Source organism: Pseudomonas sp. EGD-AK9 (assembly GCF_000465935.2).
Lineage (GTDB): Bacteria > Pseudomonadota > Gammaproteobacteria > Pseudomonadales > Pseudomonadaceae > Aquipseudomonas.
Genome location: NZ_AVOF01000363.1, coordinates 1 through 20,241, shown reverse-complemented (window position 1 = coordinate 20,241; position 20,241 = coordinate 1). Strand labels below are relative to the sequence as shown.

Below are 20,241 nucleotides of genomic sequence, written 5' to 3'. Positions count from 1 at the left end.
GCACCCGCGCCGAGCCAGCCCGAAGCGGCCAAGGCCGAGACGCTCGCCAGCGCGCCGGCCAAGCCCGCCAGTCGGCTGGACGCCAACAGCCTGCCGATCAGCTGGTCGGTGCAGCTGGCCAGCCTGTCCAGCCGCAGCGGCGCGGAAAACCTGCAGAAGACTCTGCGCAGCCAGGGCTACAACGCCTATATCCGCACCTTCGACGGCATGAACCGGGTGTTCGTCGGGCCGCTGATCGAGCGCGCCGAGGCCGAGCGTCTGCGCGACCAGCTCAATCGCCAGCACAAGCTCAGCGGTTTCGTCGTGCGTTTCCAGCCCGAGGCGGGTTGAGAACAGGACTTTGCATCGCCCGGTTACCCGATGCGCCGGGCTCTGCTAAAATGCTTCGCCTTTTCCGCTGGTAGGCCGCACCGTGGTATTCACCTGGGTCGATTGGGCGATCATCGCCGTCATCGCCGTCTCGAGTTTGATCAGCCTCAAGCGTGGCTTCGTCAAGGAAGCCCTGTCGCTGCTGACCTGGATCATCGCGGGTATCGTCGCCTGGATGTTCGGCGGCGCGCTGGCCCAGCACCTCGTCGAATTCATCGAAACTCCGTCCGCACGGGTGATCGCCGCCTGTGCCATTCTGTTCGTCGCCACTTTGCTGGTCGGCGCCCTGGTCAATTTCCTCATCGGCGAGCTGATTCGCGTGACCGGCTTGTCCGGCACCGACCGTTTCCTCGGCATGGTGTTCGGCGCCGCCCGCGGCGGTCTGTTGGTAGTGCTGCTGGTCGGGCTGATCAGCCTGGCGCCGGTGGAGCAGGACACGTGGTGGCAGCAGTCGCAACTGGTGCCGCATTTTCTGATGGTCGCCGACTGGTCGAAGAACCTCATTCTGGGGTGGTCCGGTCAGTGGTTTTCCGGTGGGATCGGCTCACCCAGCTGATCCGCCATAAAAGAGCGCCTGCCCTGGCCCAAACCGCCGTGGCAGTCGCTGAAGTTAGCCTGAACTATCTAGCAGGGGTCGTGGCACATGTGTGGCATCGTCGGTATCGTCGGCAAGTCGAACGTCAATCAGGCGCTGTATGACGCGCTCACCGTCCTTCAGCATCGCGGCCAGGACGCTGCCGGCATCGTCACCAGCCATGATGGCCGGCTGTTCCTGCGCAAGGACAACGGCCTGGTGCGCGACGTGTTCCAGCAGCGCCACATGCAGCGCCTGGTCGGCCACATGGGCATCGGCCACGTGCGCTACCCCACCGCCGGCAGCTCCAGCTCGGCCGAGGCGCAGCCGTTCTACGTCAACTCGCCCTACGGCATCACCCTGGCGCACAACGGCAACCTGACCAACGTCGAGCAGTTGGCCAAGGAAATCTACGAGTCCGACCTGCGCCACGTGAACACCAACTCCGACTCGGAAGTGCTGCTCAACGTGTTCGCCCACGAGCTGGCCCAGCGCGGCAAGCTGCAGCCGACCGAGGAAGATGTGTTTGCCGCGGTCAGCCACGTGCACGAGCGCTGCCTGGGCGGCTACGCGGTGGTGGCGATGATCACCGGCTACGGCATCGTCGGTTTCCGCGATCCCAACGGCATTCGCCCGATCGTCTTCGGCCAGCGCCACACCGACGAAGGCGTCGAATACATGATCGCCTCCGAGAGCGTGTCGCTGGACGTGCTCGGCTTCACCCTGATCCGCGACCTGGCGCCGGGCGAAGCGGTGTACATCACCGAGGAAGGCAAGCTGTTCACCCGTCAGTGCGCACAGAATCCCAAGTACGCGCCGTGCATCTTCGAGCACGTCTACCTGGCGCGCCCGGATTCGATCATGGACGGCATCTCGGTGTACAAGGCGCGCCTGCGCATGGGCGAGAAGCTGGCCGACAAGATCCTCCGCGAGCGTCCGCAGCACGACATCGACGTGGTCATCCCGATTCCCGACACCAGCCGCACCGCCGCGCTGGAACTGGCCAACCGCCTGGGCGTGAAGTTCCGCGAAGGCTTCGTCAAGAACCGCTACATCGGCCGTACCTTCATCATGCCCGGCCAGGCGGCGCGCAAGAAATCCGTGCGGCAGAAGCTCAACGCCATCGAACTGGAGTTCCGCGGCAAGAACGTGATGCTGGTGGACGACTCCATCGTCCGCGGTACCACCTGCAAGCAGATCATCCAGATGGCCCGCGAAGCCGGGGCTAAGAACGTCTACTTCTGCTCGGCGGCGCCGGCGGTGCGTTATCCGAACGTATACGGCATCGATATGCCCAGCGCCCACGAGCTGATCGCCCACGGCCGCAGCACCGAGGAGGTCTGCGAGCTGATCGGCGCCGACTGGCTGGTCTACCAGGATCTGCCGGACCTGATCGAGGCGGTCAGCGGCAGCAAGAAGATCAAGATCGACAACTTCGACTGCGCGGTGTTCGACGGCAAGTACGTCACCGGCGATGTCGACGAGGCCTACCTGGACAAGATCGAGCAGGCGCGCAACGACGCCAGCAAGGTCAAGTCGCAGGCGGTCAGTGCCATCATCGATCTGTACAACAATTAACTCGGGCGGGCAGGGCGGGGTTCTGCCTGGTTTGATGGTGCGCGCAGCGCACCCCGACCCGTAGCCCGGATGCAATCCGGGGGATATCACAGAGGATTTCCCGGATTGCATCCGGGCTAGATTGCGTGAGGTAGCGATATGACACTGGAATGGGATGCCGGCAGGCTCGATAGCGATCTCGACGGCGTGGGCTTCGACACCCTGGCGGTGCGCGCCGGCCAGCGCCGCTCGCCCGAGGGCGAGCACGGCGAGGCGCTGTTCCTCACCTCCAGTTACGTGTTCCGCACCGCCGCCGACGCCGCCGCCCGCTTTGGCGGCGAGGTGCCGGGCAACGTCTACTCGCGCTACACCAACCCCACCGTGCGCACCTTCGAGGAGCGCATCGCCGCCCTGGAGGGCGCCGAACAGGCGGTGGCCACCGCCTCGGGCATGTCGGCGATCCTCGCCATCGTCATGAGCCTGTGCAGCGGCGGCGACCATGTGCTGGTCTCGCGCAGCGTGTTCGGTTCCACCATCAGCCTGTTCGAGAAGTACCTCAAGCGCTTCGGCGTCGAGGTCGACTACGTGCCGCTGGCCGATCTGGAAGCCTGGCAGGGCGCGTTCAAGGCCAACACCAAGCTGCTGTTCGTCGAGTCGCCGTCCAACCCGCTGGCCGAACTGGTGGATATCGCCGCCCTGGCCGAGATCGCCCATGCCCGCGGCGCGCTGCTGGCGGTGGACAACTGCTTCTGCACCCCGGCGCTGCAGCAGCCGCTGGCGCTGGGCGCCGATATCGTCATGCACTCGGCGACCAAGTACATCGACGGCCAGGGCCGTGGCCTCGGCGGCGTGGTGGCCGGGCGCAGCGAGCAGATGAAGGAAATCGTGGGCTTTCTGCGTACCGCAGGCCCGACCCTGAGCCCGTTCAATGCCTGGCTGTTCCTCAAGGGCCTGGAGACCCTGCGCATCCGCATGCAGGCGCAGAGCGACAGCGCCCTGCAGCTGGCGCAGTGGCTGGAGCAGCAACCGCAGGTCGAGCGGGTCTACTACGCCGGCTTGCCCAGCCACCCGCAGCACGAGCTGGCGAAGCGGCAGCAGAGCGCCTTCGGTGCGGTGCTCAGTTTCGAGGTGGCGGGCGGTCGCGACGCCGCCTGGAAGGTGATCGACGCCACCCGGGTGATTTCCATCACCACCAACCTGGGCGACACCAAGACCACCATCGCCCACCCGGCGACCACCTCCCATGGTCGCCTGAGCCCGCAGGAGCGGGCCAATGCCGGCATTCGCGACAACCTGATTCGCGTCGCCGTGGGCCTGGAAGACCTGGCTGACCTCAAGGCCGATCTGGCACGCGGCCTGGCCGCGCTCTGAGCATGCTGGAGTGGGGCAGCGGCGCCGCGCCGAATAACGGCCGGGTGGCGCTGGTCAGTGGTGCGGCCCGCGGCATCGGCCTGGGCATCGCGGCCTGGCTGATCACCGAGGGCTGGCAGGTGGTACTGGCCGACATTGACCGCGAGCGCGGCTCGAAGGTGGCGCGCGCGCTGGGCGATAACGCCTGGTTCGTCGCCATGGACGTGGCCAAGGAGGATCAGGTCAGCGTCGGCGTCGCCGAGGTGCTCGGCCAGTTCGGCCGCCTCGATGCGCTGGTGTGCAACGCCGCCATTGCCGACCCGCACAACCCGCCGCTGGAGGTGCTCGACCTCAAGCGCTGGAATCGCCTGCTGGCGGTCAACCTGACCGGCGCCATGCTCCTGGCCAAGCATTGCGCGCCTTACCTGCGCGGTCATCGTGGGGCCATCGTCAATATCGCCTCGACCCGCGCCAGCCAGTCCGAGGCCAATTGCGAGGCGTACGCCGCGAGTAAAGGCGGCCTGGTTGCGCTGACCCACGCCCTGGCCGTCAGCCTTGGCCCGGAGGTGCGGGTCAATTGCGTCAGCCCCGGCTGGATCGATGCCCGTGATCCTTCGCAGCAGCGCCGCGAGCCGCTGTCGGTGTTCGATCACGCGCAGCACCCGGTCGGCCGTGTCGGCGCGGTGGAGGATGTCGCCGCCCAGGTCGCCTGGCTGCTGTCCGATGCCGCCGGTTTCGTCACCGGCCAGGAGTTCGTGGTCGACGGCGGCATGAGCCGCAAGATGATCTATCAGGATTGAGCGCCTTAGAACGGGTGAAACCCGTCTGCGGCGTGGAAGCAGAAACGAAAAAGGCTCCCGAAGGAGCCTTTTTCATGCATGGCCGAATTACATGTTGGGGTAGTTCGGCCCGCCGGTGCCTTCTGGCGCGACCCAGGTGATGTTCTGGGCCGGGTCCTTGATGTCGCAGGTCTTGCAGTGCACGCAGTTCTGCGCGTTGATCTGGAAGCGTTTCTCGCCGTCTTCCTGAGTCACCACCTCGTACACGCCGGCCGGGCAGTAGCGCTGCGCCGGTTCGTCGTACAGCGGCAGGTTCTTCGCCAGCGGGATGCTCGGGTCGGTGAGCTTCAGGTGGCAGGGCTGCTCTTCTTCGTGGTTGGTGTTGGAGAGGAACACCGAACTCAATTTGTCGAAGCTCAGTTTGCCGTCCGGTTTCGGGTAGGCGATCTTCGCGCACGCGGCGGCCGGCTTCAGGCAGGCGTAGTCCGGCTTGTTGTCGTGCAGGGTGAAGGGCGCTTTGCCGCCGAAGATGTTCTGGTCCAGCCAGTTGATACCGCCGCCGACGATGGCGCCGTACTTGTGGATGGCCGCGCCGAAGTTGCGGCTGCGGAACAGTTCGTCGTACAGCCAGCTGGCCTTGAAGCCCTCGACATAGCCGTTCAGCTCGTCACCGCCTTCGCCGCCGCCGAGCAGGGCCTGGGCCACGGCGTCCGCCGCGAGCATGCCGGACTTCATCGCGGTGTGGCTGCCCTTGATCTTGGCGAAGTTCAGGGTGCCGAGGTCGCAGCCGATCAGCGCGCCGCCGGGGAAGACCATCTTCGGCAGCGAATTCAGGCCGCCCTTGCAGATGGCGCGGGCGCCGTAGGCCACGCGCTTGCCGCCTTCCAGGTACTGGGCGATCACCGGGTGGTGCTTGTAGCGCTGGAACTCGTCGAACGGCGACAGGTGCGGGTTGGCGTAGGACAGATCGATGATCAGGCCGACCACCACCTGGTTGTTCTCCAGGTGATAGAGGAAGGAGCCGCCGGTGTTCTCGGTGCCCATGATGTCCATCGGCCAACCGGCGGTGTGCACCACCAGGCCTTGTTCATGCTTGGCCGGGTCGATGTCCCAGATTTCCTTGATGCCGATGCCGTAGTGCTGGGCGTCGGCTTCGCTGTCGAGCTTGTACTTGTTGATCAGCTGCTTGCCGATATGGCCGCGGCAGCCTTCGGCGAACAGGGTGTACTTGCCGCGCAGTTCCATGCCCGGGGTGTAGTAGCCTTCCTTGGGGTTGCCTTCGCGGTCGACGCCCAGATCGCCGGTGACGATGCCGCGCACCACGCCGTTGTCGTCGATCAGCGCTTCCTGAGCGGCGAAGCCGGGATAGACTTCCACGCCGAGGTTTTCCGCCTGCTGGGCTAGCCAGCGGCACAGATTGCCCAGGGAAATGATGTAGTTGCCTTCGTTGTGCATGGTTTTCGGCACAAAGAAGTCGGGAATTCGGGTAGCCTTGTCGGCGTCGCGCAGCAGGTAGATGTCGTCGCGCTTGACCGGGGTATTGAGCGGGGCGCCCAGTTCCTTCCAGTCGGGGAACAGTTCGTTCAGGGCGCGCGGCTCGAAGACCGCACCGGAGAGGATATGCGCGCCGACTTCGGAGCCTTTCTCGACCACGCAGACGCTGATCTCCTGGCCCGCTTCGGCGGCTTTCTGCTTCAGTCGGCAGGCGGCGGACAGGCCGGACGGGCCGGCGCCGACGATGACGACGTCGAACTCCATAAATTCGCGTTCCACAGGCAATCTCCTACTCAAGGCTCTTCGATGTTTTATGTTGGAGGGCGCGGCTCGGTCCCTAAGCGATGCGGGCGCATTATATCTACACCCTCCCAACGGGCCAATACAAACGTTTGTTTGAATTTTCTGTAGGCCTGTTAGAATCCTACTACATCGCGGATGACCGGCCGGTTCGCTGTATTGACCGAGCCAAGCCGCGGGGTCAAGATACGGGCGGTTTTGCGCTCGCCGTCTGGGCTGAAAGGTCGGTTCCGGCCGATTTTGCATCACCGGCCAGGCTCGCCTTGGCGACATTCTTATTCACCGGAGAGTAACGAGGAATCCATGAAGGTTCTTGTAGCTGTCAAACGAGTGGTTGACTACAACGTCAAGGTTCGCGTCAAGGCGGACAACAGCGGCGTCGACCTCGCCAACGTCAAGATGTCGATGAACCCCTTCTGCGAGATCGCTGTGGAGGAAGCCGTACGTCTGAAGGAGAAGGGCGTGGCGAGCGAGATCGTCGTCGTCTCCATCGGCCCGGCCACCGCTCAGGAGCAACTGCGCACCGCGCTGGCCCTCGGTGCCGACCGCGCCATCCTGGTCGAGTCCAACGACGAGCTGAACTCCCTGGCCGTGGCCAAGCTGCTCAAGGCCGTGGTCGACAAGGAGCAGCCGCAGCTGGTGATCATGGGCAAGCAGGCCATCGACAGCGACAACAACCAGACCGGCCAGATGCTCGGCGCGCTGACCGGTTTCGGCCAGGGCACCTTCGCCTCCAAGGTCGAGGTGGCTGGCGACAAGGTCAACGTCACCCGTGAAATCGACGGCGGCCTGCAGACCGTCGCGCTGAACCTGCCGGCGATCGTCACCACCGACCTGCGCCTGAACGAGCCGCGCTATGCGTCGCTGCCGAACATCATGAAGGCCAAGAAGAAGCCGCTGGAAACCGTTACCCCGGACGCCCTGGGCGTTTCCACCGCCTCCACCGTCAAGACCCTGAAAGTCGAAGCGCCGGCTGCTCGCAGCGCTGGCATCAAGGTCAAGTCCGTGGCTGAACTGGTCGAGAAACTGAAGAACGAGGCGAAGGTAATCTAAATGACTATCCTGGTTATCGCTGAACACACCAATGCCGCCCTGGCTGCCGCTACCCTGAACACTGTTGCCGCTGCCGCGAAGATCGGTGGCGACATCCACGTACTGGTTGCCGGTAGTGCCTGTGGCGCTGCTGCCGAAGCTGCTGCCAAGATCGCTGGCGTGGCCAAGGTCCTGGTTGCCGACAACGCTGCCTATGCCAACCAGCTGCCGGAAAACGTCGCACCGCTGGTAGCCGAGCTGGGCAAGGGCTACAGCCACATCCTGGCTGCCGCCACCAGCAACGGCAAGAACATCCTGCCGCGCGTCGCCGCTGCCCTGGACGTCGACCAGATCTCCGAGATCATCGCCGTCGAGAGCGCCGACACCTTCAAGCGTCCGATCTATGCCGGTAACGCCATCGCCACCGTGCAGTCCTCGGCTGCCATCAAGGTGATCACCGTGCGTAGCACCGGTTTCGACGCCGTCGCTGCCGAAGGCGGCAGTGCTGCCGTTGAGGCCGTTTCCGGTCCGGCCGATGCCGGCAAGTCTGCCTTCGTCGGCGAAGAACTGGCCAAGTCCGATCGTCCGGAGCTGACCGCTGCCAAGATCGTCGTGTCCGGCGGCCGTGGCATGGGCAATGGCGACAACTTCAAGCACCTGTACGCCCTGGCCGACAAGCTCGGCGCCGCCGTCGGTGCCTCGCGCGCCGCGGTCGACGCCGGCTTCGTGCCGAACGACATGCAGGTCGGTCAGACCGGCAAGATCGTCGCGCCGCAGCTGTACATCGCCGTCGGTATCTCCGGCGCGATCCAGCACCTGGCCGGCATGAAGGACTCCAAGGTGATCGTCGCGATCAACAAGGACGAAGAGGCGCCGATCTTCCAGGTGGCCGACTACGGCCTGGTCGCCGACCTGTTCGAAGCCGTACCGGAGCTGGAAAAGCTGGTCTAACCGCTTTTTCGCTGCGAAAAAACCCGCTCCTTGGAGCGGGTTTTTTATTTGCCTTTCACGCAGCCCGCTTCGTCGAAGCTCACCTGGCGCGTGTTGCCGCTGTTGTCGCGGTAGTGGTAGCGCTGCAGGCCGTTCTGCCGGCTGATCTTGTGTGGCTTGCCCAGGCTGCTTTCCACGTCGCTGCGAGTCATGCCGCTGCGAATCTCCTGCTTGACGATCGCGGCCCGCCGCGCGCTGCCGGTAATCCGGTTGCCGCAGCCGTCGTCCTGTTGACCGACCACCACCAGTTCACTGGCCCCCTTTGTTCGCGTGCTGCGTTCGGGTTTGGCCAGTGGTACGGCCTTGCCGCTGCTCGGTGTCTGGTTGCGGGCGTTCTGGGTTCGCTGCTGCTGCTCTGTCGGGCAGCCGTGGCGGGTGAAGGTGATATGGCCGTTGGCGTCTTCACAACGAAACACGGTGGCGGCCAGGCTGGCCTGGGTGGGGTAGAGCAGGGCGGCGCAGAATGCGGCGCGCAGCAGTCCTTGCATGGGGCGTCCTCCTTGACGGGTGCCTGGGTCAGCTTAGCCCGTTGTTCCGAGCGTGCCAGGGTGTCCTGCCGACCGTGGCCGGCGTCGCAGCAACAGGATTTCAGCGCGGATTGAAGTTTGTGATGCAAGCAATTGTTCTTGCCTGGCTTTTCTCGCGTGCAAAGCCGTATTGCGGTGTTATCATTTGCCGCGTCAGCCCCGCCGGGGCTTGTGGAATACCACCATGGACTTACCCAGTAGTTACCAGACCCGATTTGACGATCGCGTAAAACCTGATTGATCCCCTTTGGCGTGCCCGCCAACTGGGGGTGGAGCGCGCTATGACTGAAGTAGAAGCCAAGAAGCCGCAAGAGAGCCTTCAGGACCGCCTGGCCCAGGTGGTCGAACTGCTGCATCGGCACAAGCTGGTGGAAGACCTGACCCATCGTCAGGAAGGCCAGCATCACGACCTGGTCGAGAACCTGGTGCACCGGCAGAACCTCGCCGAGCTGCAGCGCAAGCTCGACGACCTGCACCCCGCGGATATCGCCCACATCCTCGAAGCCCTGCCGCTCGACGACCGTCTGACCGTCTGGCAACTGGTCAAAGCCGAGCGCGACGGCGACATCCTGCTCGAGGTGTCCGACGCGGTGCGTGAGACCCTGATCGCCGACATGGACGATCACGAGATCCTCGCCGCGGCCAAGGACATGGACGCCGACGAACTGGCCGACCTGGCGCCGGAGTTGCCGCGCGACGTGGTCCACGAACTGATGGAGTCGCTCGATGCGCAGCAGCGCGAGCGCGTGCGTTCGGCACTGTCCTACGAGGAGGATCAGGTCGGCGCGCTGATGGACTTCGAGATGGTCACCATCCGCGAAGACGTCAGCCTGGAGGTGGTGCTGCGTTACCTGCGTCGCCTCAAGGAGCTGCCGGGCCACACCGACAAGCTGTTCGTGGTCGATTACGACGGCGTGCTCAAGGGTGTGCTGCCGATCAAGCGCCTGCTGGTCAACGACCCGGACAAGCAGGTCGGCGAGGTGATGGCCGACGACCCGGTGACTTTCCACCCGGACGAGGACGCCTACGACGCCGCCCAGGCCTTCGAGCGCTACGACCTGATTTCCGCCCCGGTGGTGGACAAGAACGGCAAGCTGATCGGTCGTCTGACCATCGACGAGATGGTCGACCTGATCCGTGAGGAGAGCGAAAGCGAAGTCCTCAACATGGCCGGTCTGCGCGAGGAGGAGGACATCTTCGCCTCGGTGTGGAAGTCGGTGCGCAACCGCTGGGCCTGGCTGGCGATCAACCTGGTCACCGCCTTTCTCGCCTCGCGGGTGATCGGCCTGTTCGAGGGCTCGATCGAGAAACTGGTGGCTCTGGCCGCGCTGATGCCCATAGTCGCTGGCATCGGCGGCAACTCCGGCAACCAGACCATCACCATGATCGTCCGCGCCATGGCGCTGGACCAGGTCGGCACCGGCAATACCTCGCGCCTGCTGCGCAAGGAGCTGGGCGTTTCCCTGATCAACGGCCTGCTCTGGGGCGGGGTGATCGGCGTGGTGGCCTATCTGCTCTACGACAGCTGGTCGCTGGGTGTGGTGATGACCGCGGCGATGACCCTCAACCTGCTGCTGGCGGCGCTGATGGGCGTGCTGATTCCCATGACCCTGGCACGCCTGGGGCGCGACCCGGCCATGGGCGCCAGCGTGATGATCACGGCGATGACCGACAGCGGCGGGTTCTTCATTTTCCTGGGGCTGGCGTCGATCTTCCTCCTGTAGGTTGCTCCATCAGCTGCACCAGCCGCCAGGTATCGAGGAAGGCCGTGACGTGAGTGATGCGGCCGTCCTCGAGCTGCATATGCCAGGCGTAGCTGTTCTCATAGCGGCTGCCATCATGGGCGGTCGCCTGGCCATCCCAGATCGCGACCACATAGGGCCCCTGCGCTACCAGCTGGCGAACCGTGGGGGTAATCGGCGTCGCCAGTTTGGCGGTGATGGGTTTGACCGCCTCTTCGAGAAACGCCTGACGTGTGGGGTAGGTAGCTGATACCGGGCTGTTTCCGGCGACTATCCACACGGCGTCTTCGGCGAGCAGGTCGAAGACGCTGCCCTGGCCGTTGCGCCAGTCGTCGAAGGCCTGCTGGATCAGGGCGCGGTTGTCCTGCGTGGCGCCGGCGGCCCAGCTCGGCAGGCTCAGCAGTACGCCGAGCAGCAGGGCGCCGAGGTGTCCTAACGGGTTCATGGATCGATTCTCCTATTGGCGGCTAGCGCCTGCGGCGTGCAGGGCGCAGGCCTCATGCTAGGCGGGGCGAGGCGGGCTGCTAAGTCCGGTTACTCTTTCGATCTTGCCTGTTTCTATTTCGCGGGCCATAGAATGTCGGCCCGCGGAAACAGCCGAGTCCCCAGAGCCATGATCGCGATATCCGACAGGCGCCAACGCATGGTGGAACTGATGCTGCGCCTGGCCCCCGAAGAGGGCTACACCGAGTCTTTACTCGACGGCGTGACCTTCATGCGCGCCAATCGCCCGTTGCCCAGCACGCCGGCGCTGTACGAACCGAGCATCGTCATCGTCATCCAGGGGCGCAAGCGCGGGCTGCACGACGGCAGGTTGTATGTCTACGACGCCCAGCACTACCTGGTGCTGGCGCTGCCTCTGCCGTTTTCCATCGAGACCGAGGCCAGCGCGGCCGAGCCGTTGCTGGGGCTGGTGTTGCGCATCGACCCGTTACTGGTCGCGGAGCTGGCCATCGGCCTGGACGAGGCGCCGCCCCCGGCGCCCGACACCCTCTGTTCGAGCCCGCTGGATGCCAGGTTGAGCGAGGCGACGTTGCGCCTGCTGGAGGCGTTGGCCGAGCCGGACGAGGCGCGTTTGCTGGGGCCGTCGATTCTGCGCGAGATCGTCTTCCGCGTGTTGCAGGGCGAGCAGGGCGGCGGCCTGCGCGCGACCCTGGTGCAGGGCAGCCATTTCGGCCGCATCGCCAGGGTGCTGCGGCGCATCCACAGCGACTATCCCCAGGCGCTCGACGTCGCGACCCTGGCCGCGATGGCCAATATGAGCGTGCCGGCCTTCCATGTGCACTTCAAGGCCGTGACCAGTCGCTCGCCGTTGCAGTATCTCAAGGCCATCCGCCTGCACCAGGCACGGTTGCTGATGATTCGCGGCGGCATGAGTGCAGCCGACGCGGCGCAGCGGGTCGGTTACGAAAGCCCTTCGCAGTTCAGTCGCGAGTTCAAGCGCCTGTTCGGGCGTACCCCGGGCGCTGAATGCCGCCATTTCAAGGCGCTGCTGGCGCTGGCGCCCGCCGTCGTCTCCCGGTCGGGCGTGGCCTCCTAGCGGGCCTCGCACGAGCGCCCTCGTCTTTGGTAGTAGTGGTGGGTTGCCCACTACATAAAATGCCCGCCTGGTCCGTTTGAGGTTTGCTTGAAACGCTCGTTTCAGGCTAAGGTTCGCCAGCTTTGCCCGGGGCCGCTCCCGGGCGCTCCTAATCAATAATGAATGCAGCCCGCGAGCTGCTGGCAAAAGGAGCCAAGATGACCCCCAGTGAACTCCTGCTCGAGGGTGTCGAGCTCATGCTGTTCGGCATGGGTTTCGTGTTTGTCTTTCTGGTGCTGCTGGTGCTGGCGATCCGCGTGATGTCGCGCCTGATCGAAGTCTTCGCCCCGCACACGCCTGCCCCCGTCGCCTCTTCCGCAGTACCCAGCGGCAAACCGGCCAGCCAGGAGCCGGATGCCGAATTGCTGGCAGCCATTCAATCCGCCATTCATCAGCACCGCGCCCGGCGCGGTTGATCAGGTTCTAGAGGGAGCACCTGTATGACTGCCGTTAAACAAGCACTCGGGATCACCGATGTGGTGCTGCGCGACGCCCACCAATCCATCCTGGCCACCCGCGTGCGCCTGGAGGACATGCTACCGATCGCGCCCAAGCTCGATCAGGTCGGCTTCTGGTCGGTGGAGTCCTGGGGGGGGGCGACCTTCGATGCCTGCATTCGCTACCTGGGCGAAGATCCCTGGGAGCGCATCCGCGCGCTGAAGCAGGCGATGCCCAATACCCGCCAGCAGATGCTCCTGCGCGGCCAGAACCTGCTGGGCTACCGCCACTACGCCGACGACGTGGTGGAAAAATTCGTCGAACGCGCCGCCGTCAACGGCGTCGACGTGTTTCGCGTGTTCGACGCGATGAACGATCCGCGCAACCTGCAGACAGCCCTGCAGGCGGTCAAGCGCCAGGGCAAGCATGCCCAGGGCACCATCTCCTACACCACCAGCCCAGTGCACACCCTGCAGATGTGGGTCGATCTGGCCAAACAGATCGAGGACATGGGCGCCGACTCCATCGCCATCAAGGACATGGCCGGTATCCTCACCCCCTACACCGCCTTCGAGCTGGTGTCGCGACTCAAGGCCAGCCTGGCCATCCCGATCCATATGCAGTGCCACGCCACCGCGGGGCTGTCTTCGGTGGCCATCCTCAAGGCGGTGGAGGCCGGTATCGATAACGTCGACACCGCGATTTCCTCGCTGTCGATGACTTATGGCCATTCGCCGACCGAGTCGGTGGTGGCCATGTTCCAGGGCACCGAGCGCGACACCGGGCTGAACCTGGAGCTGCTGGAGGAAATCGCTGCATACTTCCGCGAAGTGCGCAAGAAGTACGCGAAGTTCGAGGGCAACCTCAAGGGCGTCGACTCGCGCATCCTGGTCGCCCAGGTGCCGGGCGGCATGCTCACCAACATGGAAAGCCAGCTCAAGGAGCAGGGCGCCCAGGACAAGTTCGACCAGGTGCTGGCCGAGATCCCGCGCGTGCGCGAAGACCTCGGTTTCATCCCTCTGGTGACCCCGACCTCGCAGATCGTCGGCACCCAGGCGGTGATCAACGTGCTCACCGGCGAGCGCTACAAGTCCATCACCAAGGAAACCGCCGGCGTGCTCAAGGGCGAGTACGGCGCCGCGCCCGCGCCGTTCAACGCCGAGCTGCAGGCGCGCGTGCTCGATGGCGCCGAGGCGATCACCTGTCGTCCGGCCGATCTGCTGGACGCCGAAATGGACAAGCTGACCGCCGAACTCAAGGGCATCGCCCAGGAGAAGGGCATCAAGCTGGTCGCGGACGAGATCGACGACGTGCTGACCTACGCGCTGTTCCCGCAGATCGGCCTGAAGTTCCTGGAGAACCGCGGCAACCCGGCGGCCTTCGAGCCGGCGCCGACCGGCAAGGAAACCCCTGCCCGCGAGGCCGGCAAGCCCGAGGTCTACACCGTCGAAGTCAATGGCAAGTCGTTCGTCGTGCAGGTGGGCGAGGGCGGCGATATCGAGGGCATCAAGCCGCTCGCTGGCAGTGCCGCGGCTGCACCTGCCGCGCCCGTTGCCGTGGGGGGCGGCGAGCCGCAGGCGGCACCGCTGGCCGGCAATATCTTCAAGGTGCTGGTGCAACCCGGCCAGACCGTGGAGGAGGGCCAGTTGGTGATCATCCTCGAGGCGATGAAGATGGAAACCGAGATTCGCGCCTTCAAGGCCGGCAGCATCGGAGCGGTCAACGTCAAGGTCGGCGATGCGGTGGCGGTGGGCGACAGCCTGCTGACCATCGGCTGAGGGGCGCACCATGGAAAAGCTGCTCAAGCTCTGGCAGAGCACCGGCCTGTACCACCTGGAGCCCGGTCAGGCGTTCATGATCGCGGTGTGCATGCTGCTGATCTATCTGGCGATCAAGAAGGGCTTCGAGCCCCTGTTGCTGGTGCCAATCGGTTTCGGCGGCCTGCTGTCGAATATCCCGGTGGCCAATATGGCCGAGGGCGCCGGTTTCCTCCACCTGATCTATGAGGTGGGTCTGCCCACCAGCATCTTCCCGCTGCTGATCTTCCTCGGCGTCGGCGCCATGACCGACTTCGGACCGATGCTGGCCAACCCCAAGACCCTGCTGCTCGGCGCCGCCGCGCAGTTCGGCATCTTCGGCACCCTGCTCGGCGCCCTGGCGATCACCGCCATCGGCATTCCGGGGATGGAGTTCAGCCTCAAGGAGGCGGCGTCCATCGCCATCATCGGTGGGGCGGACGGGCCGACCTCGATCTTCGTCACCTCCAAGCTGGCGCCGCACCTGCTCGGCCCCATCGCCGTGGCGGCCTATGCCTACATGGCCCTGGTGCCGCTGCTGCAGCCGCCGATCATGCGCGCGCTGACCACCAAGGAGGAGCGCGCCATCGTCATGCAGCAGCTGCGTCCGGTGGGGCAGACCGAGAAGATCATCTTCCCCATCGTGCTTTGCCTGCTGATCGGCATGCTGCTGCCGGACGCCGCGCCGCTGATCGGCATGTTCGCCCTCGGCAACCTGCTGCGCGAATGTGGCGTGGTCGAGCGCCTGGCCGATACCTCGCGCAACGCGCTGATCAACATCGTCACCATCTTCCTCGGTCTGACCGTGGGCTCCAAGCTGTCGGCCGAGGCCTTTCTGCAGCTCAAGACCCTGGGCATCCTGCTGCTGGGCATGGTCGCCTTCTGCGCCGGCACCGCCGCCGGCGTGCTGATGGCCAAGCTGATGAATGTGTTCAGCACCCACAAGGTCAACCCGCTGATCGGCTCGGCCGGCGTCTCGGCGGTGCCTATGGCTGCCAGGGTGTCGAACAAGGTGGGGCTGGAAGCCAATCCGCAGAACTTCCTGCTGATGCACGCCATGGGCCCGAACGTGGCCGGGGTGATCGGCTCGGCAGTTGCGGCGGGGGTATTGCTCAGCTTCGTCGGCTGAAGAAGGCGCGGAGTTCGCTCCGCGCCTTTAATACCCCCACAAAAAAACCGGCTCAAGGCCGGTTTTTTTGTGGGGGGGCTTGCCTCAGGCTTCTTCGGCGGCCATTTCCACGTCGTGGGCGATCAGGGCGACCAGGGCGTTCTGCTGGCGGCGCGACAGCTGACGGAAACGCTGCAGCAGTTCGCGCTCGTGCAGGCTCAGCTCGGGGCTGTCGAGACGCAGGTTGAGCTCGTCGCCCAGGGCGCCTTCCTGCAGCATGCTCTGCTCCAGGCGGGCGATGATTTCCGAGTTCATGCTGCGGTGATGGTTGCGTGCTACGTCAGCGATACGCTCACGCATGCCATCGGGCAAGCGAACGACGAATTTGTCAGCCGTGCGGCTGGAATAGGTAGCCTGTTTCATAGGGCGCATACATTAAACCGGTTAGTTCAGGAGAGCGAGACTGGTAGTCAGTTTCAAGATTGTCACCGGTTTGACCATCTTTAGCACTAGCCGTTCAACCAGTATCGCGTTATGCGTCGTTATGACCTAAGGGTCATCTGAACAGTTCCTTGACGCCAATTACGTGTCGAATTCTGGGCCAGGTAAAGGCGATATGCCAGCACCGACTGTCAGAAATGCGCAGTATTCGGCAGAAGTCGTGCTCGGGCTGTGCTCGGGCATAAAAAATTCAAGCCCTGGTCACTCAATCGTCATCCCCGGTTCACGGCTCTGACACAGCTTGCGCCTACCTTGGTCTACACCAGATGGCGGCCAGGCGCTGCCTTCTTATCGTCAATGATAGTAGAGGGCCAGCCCATGAGCGCAGTGATTCGAGTCGATAGCCTGAACAAGACCTTCGGTCAGAAACAGGCGTTGTTCGACCTGGCGCTGTCGGTGCAGCCGGGCGAGATGGTGGCGCTGATCGGCGCCTCCGGCTCGGGCAAGTCGACGTTGCTGCGGCATCTGGCCGGCCTGGCCTGCTGCGACCGCAGCGGCGGTGGCAGCATCGAGGTGCTTGGCCGTCAGGTGCAGGCCGCAGGCCGTCTGAACGGCGAGGTGCGCCGCCTGCGCGCCGATATCGGTTACATCTTCCAGCAGTTCAACCTGGTCGGTCGCCTCAGCGTGTTGCAGAACGTGCTGCTCGGCGGCCTGGGGCGCATGCCGCGCTGGCGCGGCAGCCTCAGCCTGTTCAGCGCCGAGGAGAAGCAGCGCGCCATGGACGCCCTTGAGCGCGTCGGGCTGGCCGATCTTGCCGCGCAGCGCGCCTCTACGCTATCAGGCGGCCAGCAGCAGCGCGTGGCCATCGCCCGTGCCCTGTGCCAGCAGGCCGAGGTGATCCTGGCCGACGAGCCGATCGCCTCGCTCGACCCCGAGTCGGCACGCAAGGTGATGGAGATTCTCGCCGACATCAATCGCCGCGACGGCAAGACCGTGGTGGTGACCCTGCATCAGGTCGACTACGCGGTGCGCTATTGCCGGCGTGCGGTGGCGCTGAAAGGCGGGCGCATCCATTTCGACGGCCCCACCGAAAGCTTCAACCCCGATTTTCTCAACGACCTCTACGGCGGCGACCTCGACGTCAGCCTGCTGCTGCCGCAAGGGCAGCGCCCGCGCGCCGTCGAGCGCCCGCTGGTGCTGGCCAAGGCCTGATCTCGCTTCCTTCGTTCGATCCAACAACGCCAACCCGCAACAGGAGTGTGCTCCATGTTCAAACGCATCGGCCAGGTGCTGGCTGCCTCTGCGCTCGTCACCGGTTCCCTGCTGGGCACGGCCCAGGCCGCCGAGGAGCTCAATTTCGGCATCATCTCCACCGAGTCCTCGCAGAACCTCAAGGCCATGTGGGATCCCTTTCTCGCCGACATGAGCAAGCAGACCGGCTTCAAGGTCAACGCCTTCTTCGCCCCGGACTACGCCGGGATCATCCAGGGCATGCGCTTCGACAAGGTCGACGTGGCCTGGTACGGCAACAAGGCGGCGATGGAAGCGGTGGACCGCGCCGGCGGCGAGGTGTTCGCCCAGACCGTCGCGGCCAACGGCGCGCAGGGTTACTACAGCCTGATGGTGGCGCACAAGGACAGCTCGCTCGAGTCGATCGAGGACATGCTGAAGAACGCCGGCAGCCTGACCTTCGCCAACGGCGACCCCAACTCCACCTCCGGCTACCTGGTGCCCGGCTACTACGTGTTCGCCCAGAACAAGGCCGACCCGAGCAAGATCTTCAAGCGCGCGCTCAACGGCAGCCATGAGGTCAACGCGCTGTCGGTGGCCAACAAGCAGGTCGACGTCGGCACCTTCAACAGCGAGGGCATGGAGCGCCTGGAAGTGACCGCGCCGGACAAGGCCGCGCAGCTCAAGGTGATCTGGACCTCGCCGCTGATCCCCTCCGATCCGATGGTCTGGCGCAAGAACCTGGACGACGCGAGCAAGGCCAAGCTGCGCGAGTTCTTCATGACCTACGGCGCCAAGCCGGAGGAGAAGAAGGTCCTAGAAGGCCTGCAGTGGGGCCAGTTCAAGGCCTCCGACGACGACCAGCTGTTGCCGATCCGTCAGCTCGAGCTGTTCAAGAAGCGCAGCGAAGTGGCCGCCAACGCCACGCTGAAGGACGCCGACAAGCAGGCGCAGCTCAAGGACATCGATGCCGAGCTGGCCAAGCTGGAACAGCGCATGGCCGAGCGCGACAAGCAAAACGGCGCCAGCGCCGGTTGAATCCGACAGCCCCTCGGCACCTGCCGAGGGGCTGATCGCAAGTCGTTTTTTCGAGATACCGCCTTCATGACCACTCTGACTACCGCCACACCGCCAGCCGCCGACGCCAAGCGCTCCTGGTTGCAGTTGATCGGCTGGGGCCTGTTCTTCGCCGTGCTGGCCTGGTCCTGGCAGGGCGCCGAGATGAACCCCCTGGCCCTGGTGCGCGACTCGGGCAACATGGCCACCTTCGCCGCCGACTTCTTCCCGCCGGACTTCAGCAACTGGCGGCACTACGTCAAGGAGATGGTCGTCACCGTGCAGATCGCCCTGTGGGGCACGGTGCTGGCCATCGTCTGCGCCATTCCGCTGGGCATTCTCTGCTCCGAAAACATCGTGCCCTGGTGGGTCTACCAGCCGGTGCGGCGGGTGATGGATGCCTGCCGTTCGATCAACGAAATGGTCTTCGCCATGCTCTTCGTCGTCGCGGTCGGGCTCGGCCCCTTCGCCGGCGTGCTGGCGCTGTTCATCAGCACCACCGGGGTGCTGGCCAAGCTGTTCGCCGAGGCGGTCGAAGCCATCGACCCGGGCCCGGTGGAAGGGGTGCGCGCCACCGGCGCCAGCGCCCTGCAGGAGGTGATCTTCGGCGTCATCCCGCAGGTGCTGCCGCTGTGGATTTCCTACTCGCTGTACCGCTTCGAGTCCAACGTGCGCTCGGCCACGGTGGTCGGCATGGTCGGCGCCGGCGGCATCGGGGTGATCCTCTGGGAGGCCATTCGCGGCTTCCAGTTCGCCCAGACCTGCGCCCTGCTGATCGTGATCATCCTGGTGGTGAGCGCCATCGACATCCTCTCCCAGCGCCTGCGCAAACTCTTTATCTAAAGGAGATGGGCGCCTGCGAGCGCCTTTTTTAAGCCATGCACTTGTCTAGACGAATCGAACCGCTGTACCGCGAGCTGGCCGCCGTGCTGCGCGAGGAGCTGCAGCGCATGAGCCCGGGCGACTACCTGCCGGGTGAGCTGCAACTGGCTGCGCGCTTTGCCGTCAACCGCCACACCCTGCGCCGCGCGGTGGACGAGCTGGTGCTCGAAGGCCGCCTGCTGCGCCGCCAGGGCAAGGGCACCCAGGTGCTGGCCAAACCGCTGATCTACCCGGTGGAGGCGGGCAGTGCCTACAGCCAGTCGCTGTCGGCGCTCGGCCACCGCGTCGAGGCCCGGCTGATCGAGCGTATCCGCCGCCCCGGCTCTGGCGAGGAGTGTCGCCACCTGCAGCTGGCCGACGGCAGCGAACTGCTCGAGCTGGCCACCCTGCGCCTGCTCGACGGGCAGCCGATGAGCCTGATCCGCCACCGCTTCTGCGCCAGCCTGGCGCCGTTGCTGGCCGACTACCAGGGCGGCTCGCTGCGCCAGTACCTGGGCCAGCGCGACCTGCCGCTGGCGCGCACCTTCAGCCTGATCGGCGCACGCCTGCCCAGCCGCGAGGAGGCCGCGCACCTGCTGATGCCGCGCCATGCGCCGCTGCTCAGCGTACTCACCCTATCCCGCGATCCGGCTGGCCGGGCGGTGGAGCTGGCGCAGTCCAGCAGCCGCGCCGACCGCTTCCAGTACCAGGTAGCGACCTGATGGAGACCCGCATGAACGACTTTGAACCGAACATCGCCGTGCGCCAGCGCTGGATGGGCGTGCTGGCCCGCGCCGGCGACGCCCTCGATGCCCACGAGGCGGCGCTCAAGGACAGCGCCTACCAGCTGATCCGCGCCCCCGAGGTGGGCATGACTCTGGTGCGCGGGCGCATGGGCGGCACCGGCAACGCCTTCAACCTCGGCGAGATGACCGTCACCCGCTGCGTGGTGCGCCTGGCCGACGGCCGCACCGGCTACAGCTACCTGGCCGGCCGCGACAAGCGCCGCGCCGAGCTG

General features: G+C 65.2%; 21 protein-coding genes. 17 read left to right on the top strand and 4 right to left on the bottom strand.

Translation table 11 applies throughout. From position 1 onward, the window contains the following. From N878_RS16430 to N878_RS16410, 5 genes are all read left to right on the top strand, one after another. A partial coding sequence (locus tag N878_RS16430; RefSeq protein WP_021444699.1) for an SPOR domain-containing protein occupies window positions 1–330 on the top strand: 330 nt, incomplete at its 5' end. Window positions 331–412: 82 nt separating this feature from the next. Continuing rightward, on the top strand, window positions 413–925 hold the full coding sequence (locus N878_RS16425) for a CvpA family protein (protein ID WP_021444698.1): 513 nt from the start codon (window positions 413–415) through the stop codon (window positions 923–925). Window positions 926–1,012: 87 nt separating this feature from the next. Continuing rightward, on the top strand, window positions 1,013–2,521 hold the full coding sequence (gene purF / locus N878_RS16420) for an amidophosphoribosyltransferase (protein ID WP_021444697.1): 1,509 nt from the start codon (window positions 1,013–1,015) through the stop codon (window positions 2,519–2,521). A gap of 138 nt (window positions 2,522–2,659) precedes the next feature. Beyond that, window positions 2,660–3,871 carry an O-succinylhomoserine sulfhydrylase gene (locus N878_RS16415; protein ID WP_021444696.1) on the top strand — a complete coding sequence of 404 codons (1,212 nt, stop codon included), beginning with the start codon at window positions 2,660–2,662 and terminating at the stop codon, window positions 3,869–3,871. Between the two features lie 2 nt (window positions 3,872–3,873). Then, window positions 3,874–4,650 (top strand): SDR family oxidoreductase, encoded by a 777-nt coding sequence (locus N878_RS16410; RefSeq protein WP_021444695.1) that lies wholly within the window; start codon window positions 3,874–3,876, stop codon window positions 4,648–4,650. 87 nt (window positions 4,651–4,737) lie between these two features. Here N878_RS16410 and N878_RS16405 read toward each other — a convergent pair whose 3' ends face one another. Then, window positions 4,738–6,402, bottom strand: a complete 1,665-nt coding sequence (locus tag N878_RS16405) for an electron transfer flavoprotein-ubiquinone oxidoreductase (RefSeq protein ID WP_021444694.1) — start codon at window positions 6,400–6,402, stop codon at window positions 4,738–4,740. 324 nt (window positions 6,403–6,726) lie between these two features. Here N878_RS16405 and N878_RS16400 point away from each other — a divergent pair, with 324 nt between their 5' ends. After that, the gene (locus N878_RS16400; protein ID WP_012018936.1) at window positions 6,727–7,476 is read left to right on the top strand and encodes an electron transfer flavoprotein subunit beta/FixA family protein; all 750 of its coding nucleotides are present in this window, start codon (window positions 6,727–6,729) and stop codon (window positions 7,474–7,476) included. Next, entirely contained in the window at window positions 7,477–8,406 is a 930-nt protein-coding gene (locus tag N878_RS16395) for an electron transfer flavoprotein subunit alpha/FixB family protein (protein ID WP_021444692.1), read from the top strand. A 44-nt stretch (window positions 8,407–8,450) separates the two neighbouring features. Here the strand turns inward: N878_RS16395 and N878_RS16390 are convergent, their stop codons facing one another. Further along, window positions 8,451–8,933, bottom strand: a complete 483-nt coding sequence (locus N878_RS16390; RefSeq protein ID WP_021444691.1) for a DUF4124 domain-containing protein — start codon at window positions 8,931–8,933, stop codon at window positions 8,451–8,453. A gap of 320 nt (window positions 8,934–9,253) precedes the next feature. Here N878_RS16390 and mgtE point away from each other — a divergent pair, with 320 nt between their 5' ends. Beyond that, window positions 9,254–10,696 (top strand): magnesium transporter, encoded by a 1,443-nt coding sequence (gene mgtE / locus N878_RS16385; protein WP_021444690.1) that lies wholly within the window; start codon window positions 9,254–9,256, stop codon window positions 10,694–10,696. Here mgtE and N878_RS16380 read toward each other — a convergent pair. Further along, window positions 10,659–11,159 carry a nuclear transport factor 2 family protein gene (locus tag N878_RS16380; RefSeq protein WP_021444689.1) on the bottom strand — a complete coding sequence of 167 codons (501 nt, stop codon included), beginning with the start codon at window positions 11,157–11,159 and terminating at the stop codon, window positions 10,659–10,661. The genes mgtE and N878_RS16380 overlap by 38 nt on opposite strands. A gap of 198 nt (window positions 11,160–11,357) precedes the next feature. Between N878_RS16380 and N878_RS16375 the strand changes: the two genes are divergently transcribed. From N878_RS16375 to N878_RS16360, 4 genes are all read left to right on the top strand, one after another. Beyond that, the gene (locus N878_RS16375; RefSeq protein ID WP_021444688.1) at window positions 11,358–12,254 is read left to right on the top strand and encodes an AraC family transcriptional regulator; all 897 of its coding nucleotides are present in this window, start codon (window positions 11,358–11,360) and stop codon (window positions 12,252–12,254) included. A gap of 197 nt (window positions 12,255–12,451) precedes the next feature. After that, entirely contained in the window at window positions 12,452–12,709 is a 258-nt protein-coding gene (locus N878_RS16370; protein ID WP_021444687.1) for an OadG family protein, read from the top strand. A gap of 24 nt (window positions 12,710–12,733) precedes the next feature. Then, window positions 12,734–14,509 carry a sodium-extruding oxaloacetate decarboxylase subunit alpha gene (gene oadA / locus N878_RS16365; RefSeq protein ID WP_021444686.1) on the top strand — a complete coding sequence of 592 codons (1,776 nt, stop codon included), beginning with the start codon at window positions 12,734–12,736 and terminating at the stop codon, window positions 14,507–14,509. Between the two features lie 10 nt (window positions 14,510–14,519). Next, window positions 14,520–15,656 carry a sodium ion-translocating decarboxylase subunit beta gene (locus N878_RS16360; protein WP_021444685.1) on the top strand — a complete coding sequence of 379 codons (1,137 nt, stop codon included), beginning with the start codon at window positions 14,520–14,522 and terminating at the stop codon, window positions 15,654–15,656. A gap of 84 nt (window positions 15,657–15,740) precedes the next feature. Here the strand turns inward: N878_RS16360 and N878_RS16355 are convergent, their stop codons facing one another. Further along, on the bottom strand, window positions 15,741–16,067 hold the full coding sequence (locus N878_RS16355; RefSeq protein WP_031303295.1) for an Arc family DNA-binding protein: 327 nt from the start codon (window positions 16,065–16,067) through the stop codon (window positions 15,741–15,743). Between the two features lie 387 nt (window positions 16,068–16,454). On the opposite strand from N878_RS16355, the gene phnC reads away from it, so the two are divergent. The 5 genes from phnC to phnG all read left to right on the top strand — a co-directional run. Continuing rightward, window positions 16,455–17,288 carry a phosphonate ABC transporter ATP-binding protein gene (phnC, locus tag N878_RS16350; protein ID WP_021444683.1) on the top strand — a complete coding sequence of 278 codons (834 nt, stop codon included), beginning with the start codon at window positions 16,455–16,457 and terminating at the stop codon, window positions 17,286–17,288. Window positions 17,289–17,342: 54 nt separating this feature from the next. Further along, window positions 17,343–18,344, top strand: a complete 1,002-nt coding sequence (phnD, locus tag N878_RS16345; protein ID WP_021444682.1) for a phosphonate ABC transporter substrate-binding protein — start codon at window positions 17,343–17,345, stop codon at window positions 18,342–18,344. A gap of 66 nt (window positions 18,345–18,410) precedes the next feature. Further along, window positions 18,411–19,205 (top strand): phosphonate ABC transporter, permease protein PhnE, encoded by a 795-nt coding sequence (phnE, locus tag N878_RS16340; RefSeq protein ID WP_021444681.1) that lies wholly within the window; start codon window positions 18,411–18,413, stop codon window positions 19,203–19,205. A 35-nt stretch (window positions 19,206–19,240) separates the two neighbouring features. Continuing rightward, on the top strand, window positions 19,241–19,945 hold the full coding sequence (phnF, locus tag N878_RS16335) for a phosphonate metabolism transcriptional regulator PhnF (RefSeq protein ID WP_021444680.1): 705 nt from the start codon (window positions 19,241–19,243) through the stop codon (window positions 19,943–19,945). An 11-nt stretch (window positions 19,946–19,956) separates the two neighbouring features. Further along, a partial coding sequence (gene phnG / locus N878_RS16330) for a phosphonate C-P lyase system protein PhnG (RefSeq protein ID WP_021444679.1) occupies window positions 19,957–20,241 on the top strand: 285 nt, incomplete at its 3' end.

What these genes read in the sequence shown, in the direction of transcription:
- purF (WP_021444697.1), top strand. Translation starts at nt 1,013, where the DNA reads ATGTGTGGCATCGTCGGTATCGTCGGCAAGTCGAACGTCAATCAGGCG.
- N878_RS16415 (WP_021444696.1), top strand. Translation starts at nt 2,660, where the DNA reads ATGACACTGGAATGGGATGCCGGCAGGCTCGATAGCGATCTCGACGGC.
- N878_RS16410 (WP_021444695.1), top strand. Translation starts at nt 3,874, where the DNA reads ATGCTGGAGTGGGGCAGCGGCGCCGCGCCGAATAACGGCCGGGTGGCG.
- N878_RS16400 (WP_012018936.1), top strand. Translation starts at nt 6,727, where the DNA reads ATGAAGGTTCTTGTAGCTGTCAAACGAGTGGTTGACTACAACGTCAAG.
- N878_RS16395 (WP_021444692.1), top strand. Translation starts at nt 7,477, where the DNA reads ATGACTATCCTGGTTATCGCTGAACACACCAATGCCGCCCTGGCTGCC.
- N878_RS16390 (WP_021444691.1), bottom strand. Translation starts at nt 8,933, where the DNA reads ATGCAAGGACTGCTGCGCGCCGCATTCTGCGCCGCCCTGCTCTACCCC.
- mgtE (WP_021444690.1), top strand. Translation starts at nt 9,254, where the DNA reads ATGACTGAAGTAGAAGCCAAGAAGCCGCAAGAGAGCCTTCAGGACCGC.
- N878_RS16380 (WP_021444689.1), bottom strand. Translation starts at nt 11,159, where the DNA reads ATGAACCCGTTAGGACACCTCGGCGCCCTGCTGCTCGGCGTACTGCTG.
- N878_RS16375 (WP_021444688.1), top strand. Translation starts at nt 11,358, where the DNA reads ATGGTGGAACTGATGCTGCGCCTGGCCCCCGAAGAGGGCTACACCGAG.
- N878_RS16370 (WP_021444687.1), top strand. Translation starts at nt 12,452, where the DNA reads ATGACCCCCAGTGAACTCCTGCTCGAGGGTGTCGAGCTCATGCTGTTC.
- oadA (WP_021444686.1), top strand. Translation starts at nt 12,734, where the DNA reads ATGACTGCCGTTAAACAAGCACTCGGGATCACCGATGTGGTGCTGCGC.
- N878_RS16360 (WP_021444685.1), top strand. Translation starts at nt 14,520, where the DNA reads ATGGAAAAGCTGCTCAAGCTCTGGCAGAGCACCGGCCTGTACCACCTG.
- N878_RS16355 (WP_031303295.1), bottom strand. Translation starts at nt 16,067, where the DNA reads ATGCGCCCTATGAAACAGGCTACCTATTCCAGCCGCACGGCTGACAAA.
- phnC (WP_021444683.1), top strand. Translation starts at nt 16,455, where the DNA reads ATGAGCGCAGTGATTCGAGTCGATAGCCTGAACAAGACCTTCGGTCAG.
- phnD (WP_021444682.1), top strand. Translation starts at nt 17,343, where the DNA reads ATGTTCAAACGCATCGGCCAGGTGCTGGCTGCCTCTGCGCTCGTCACC.
- phnE (WP_021444681.1), top strand. Translation starts at nt 18,411, where the DNA reads ATGACCACTCTGACTACCGCCACACCGCCAGCCGCCGACGCCAAGCGC.
- phnF (WP_021444680.1), top strand. Translation starts at nt 19,241, where the DNA reads ATGCACTTGTCTAGACGAATCGAACCGCTGTACCGCGAGCTGGCCGCC.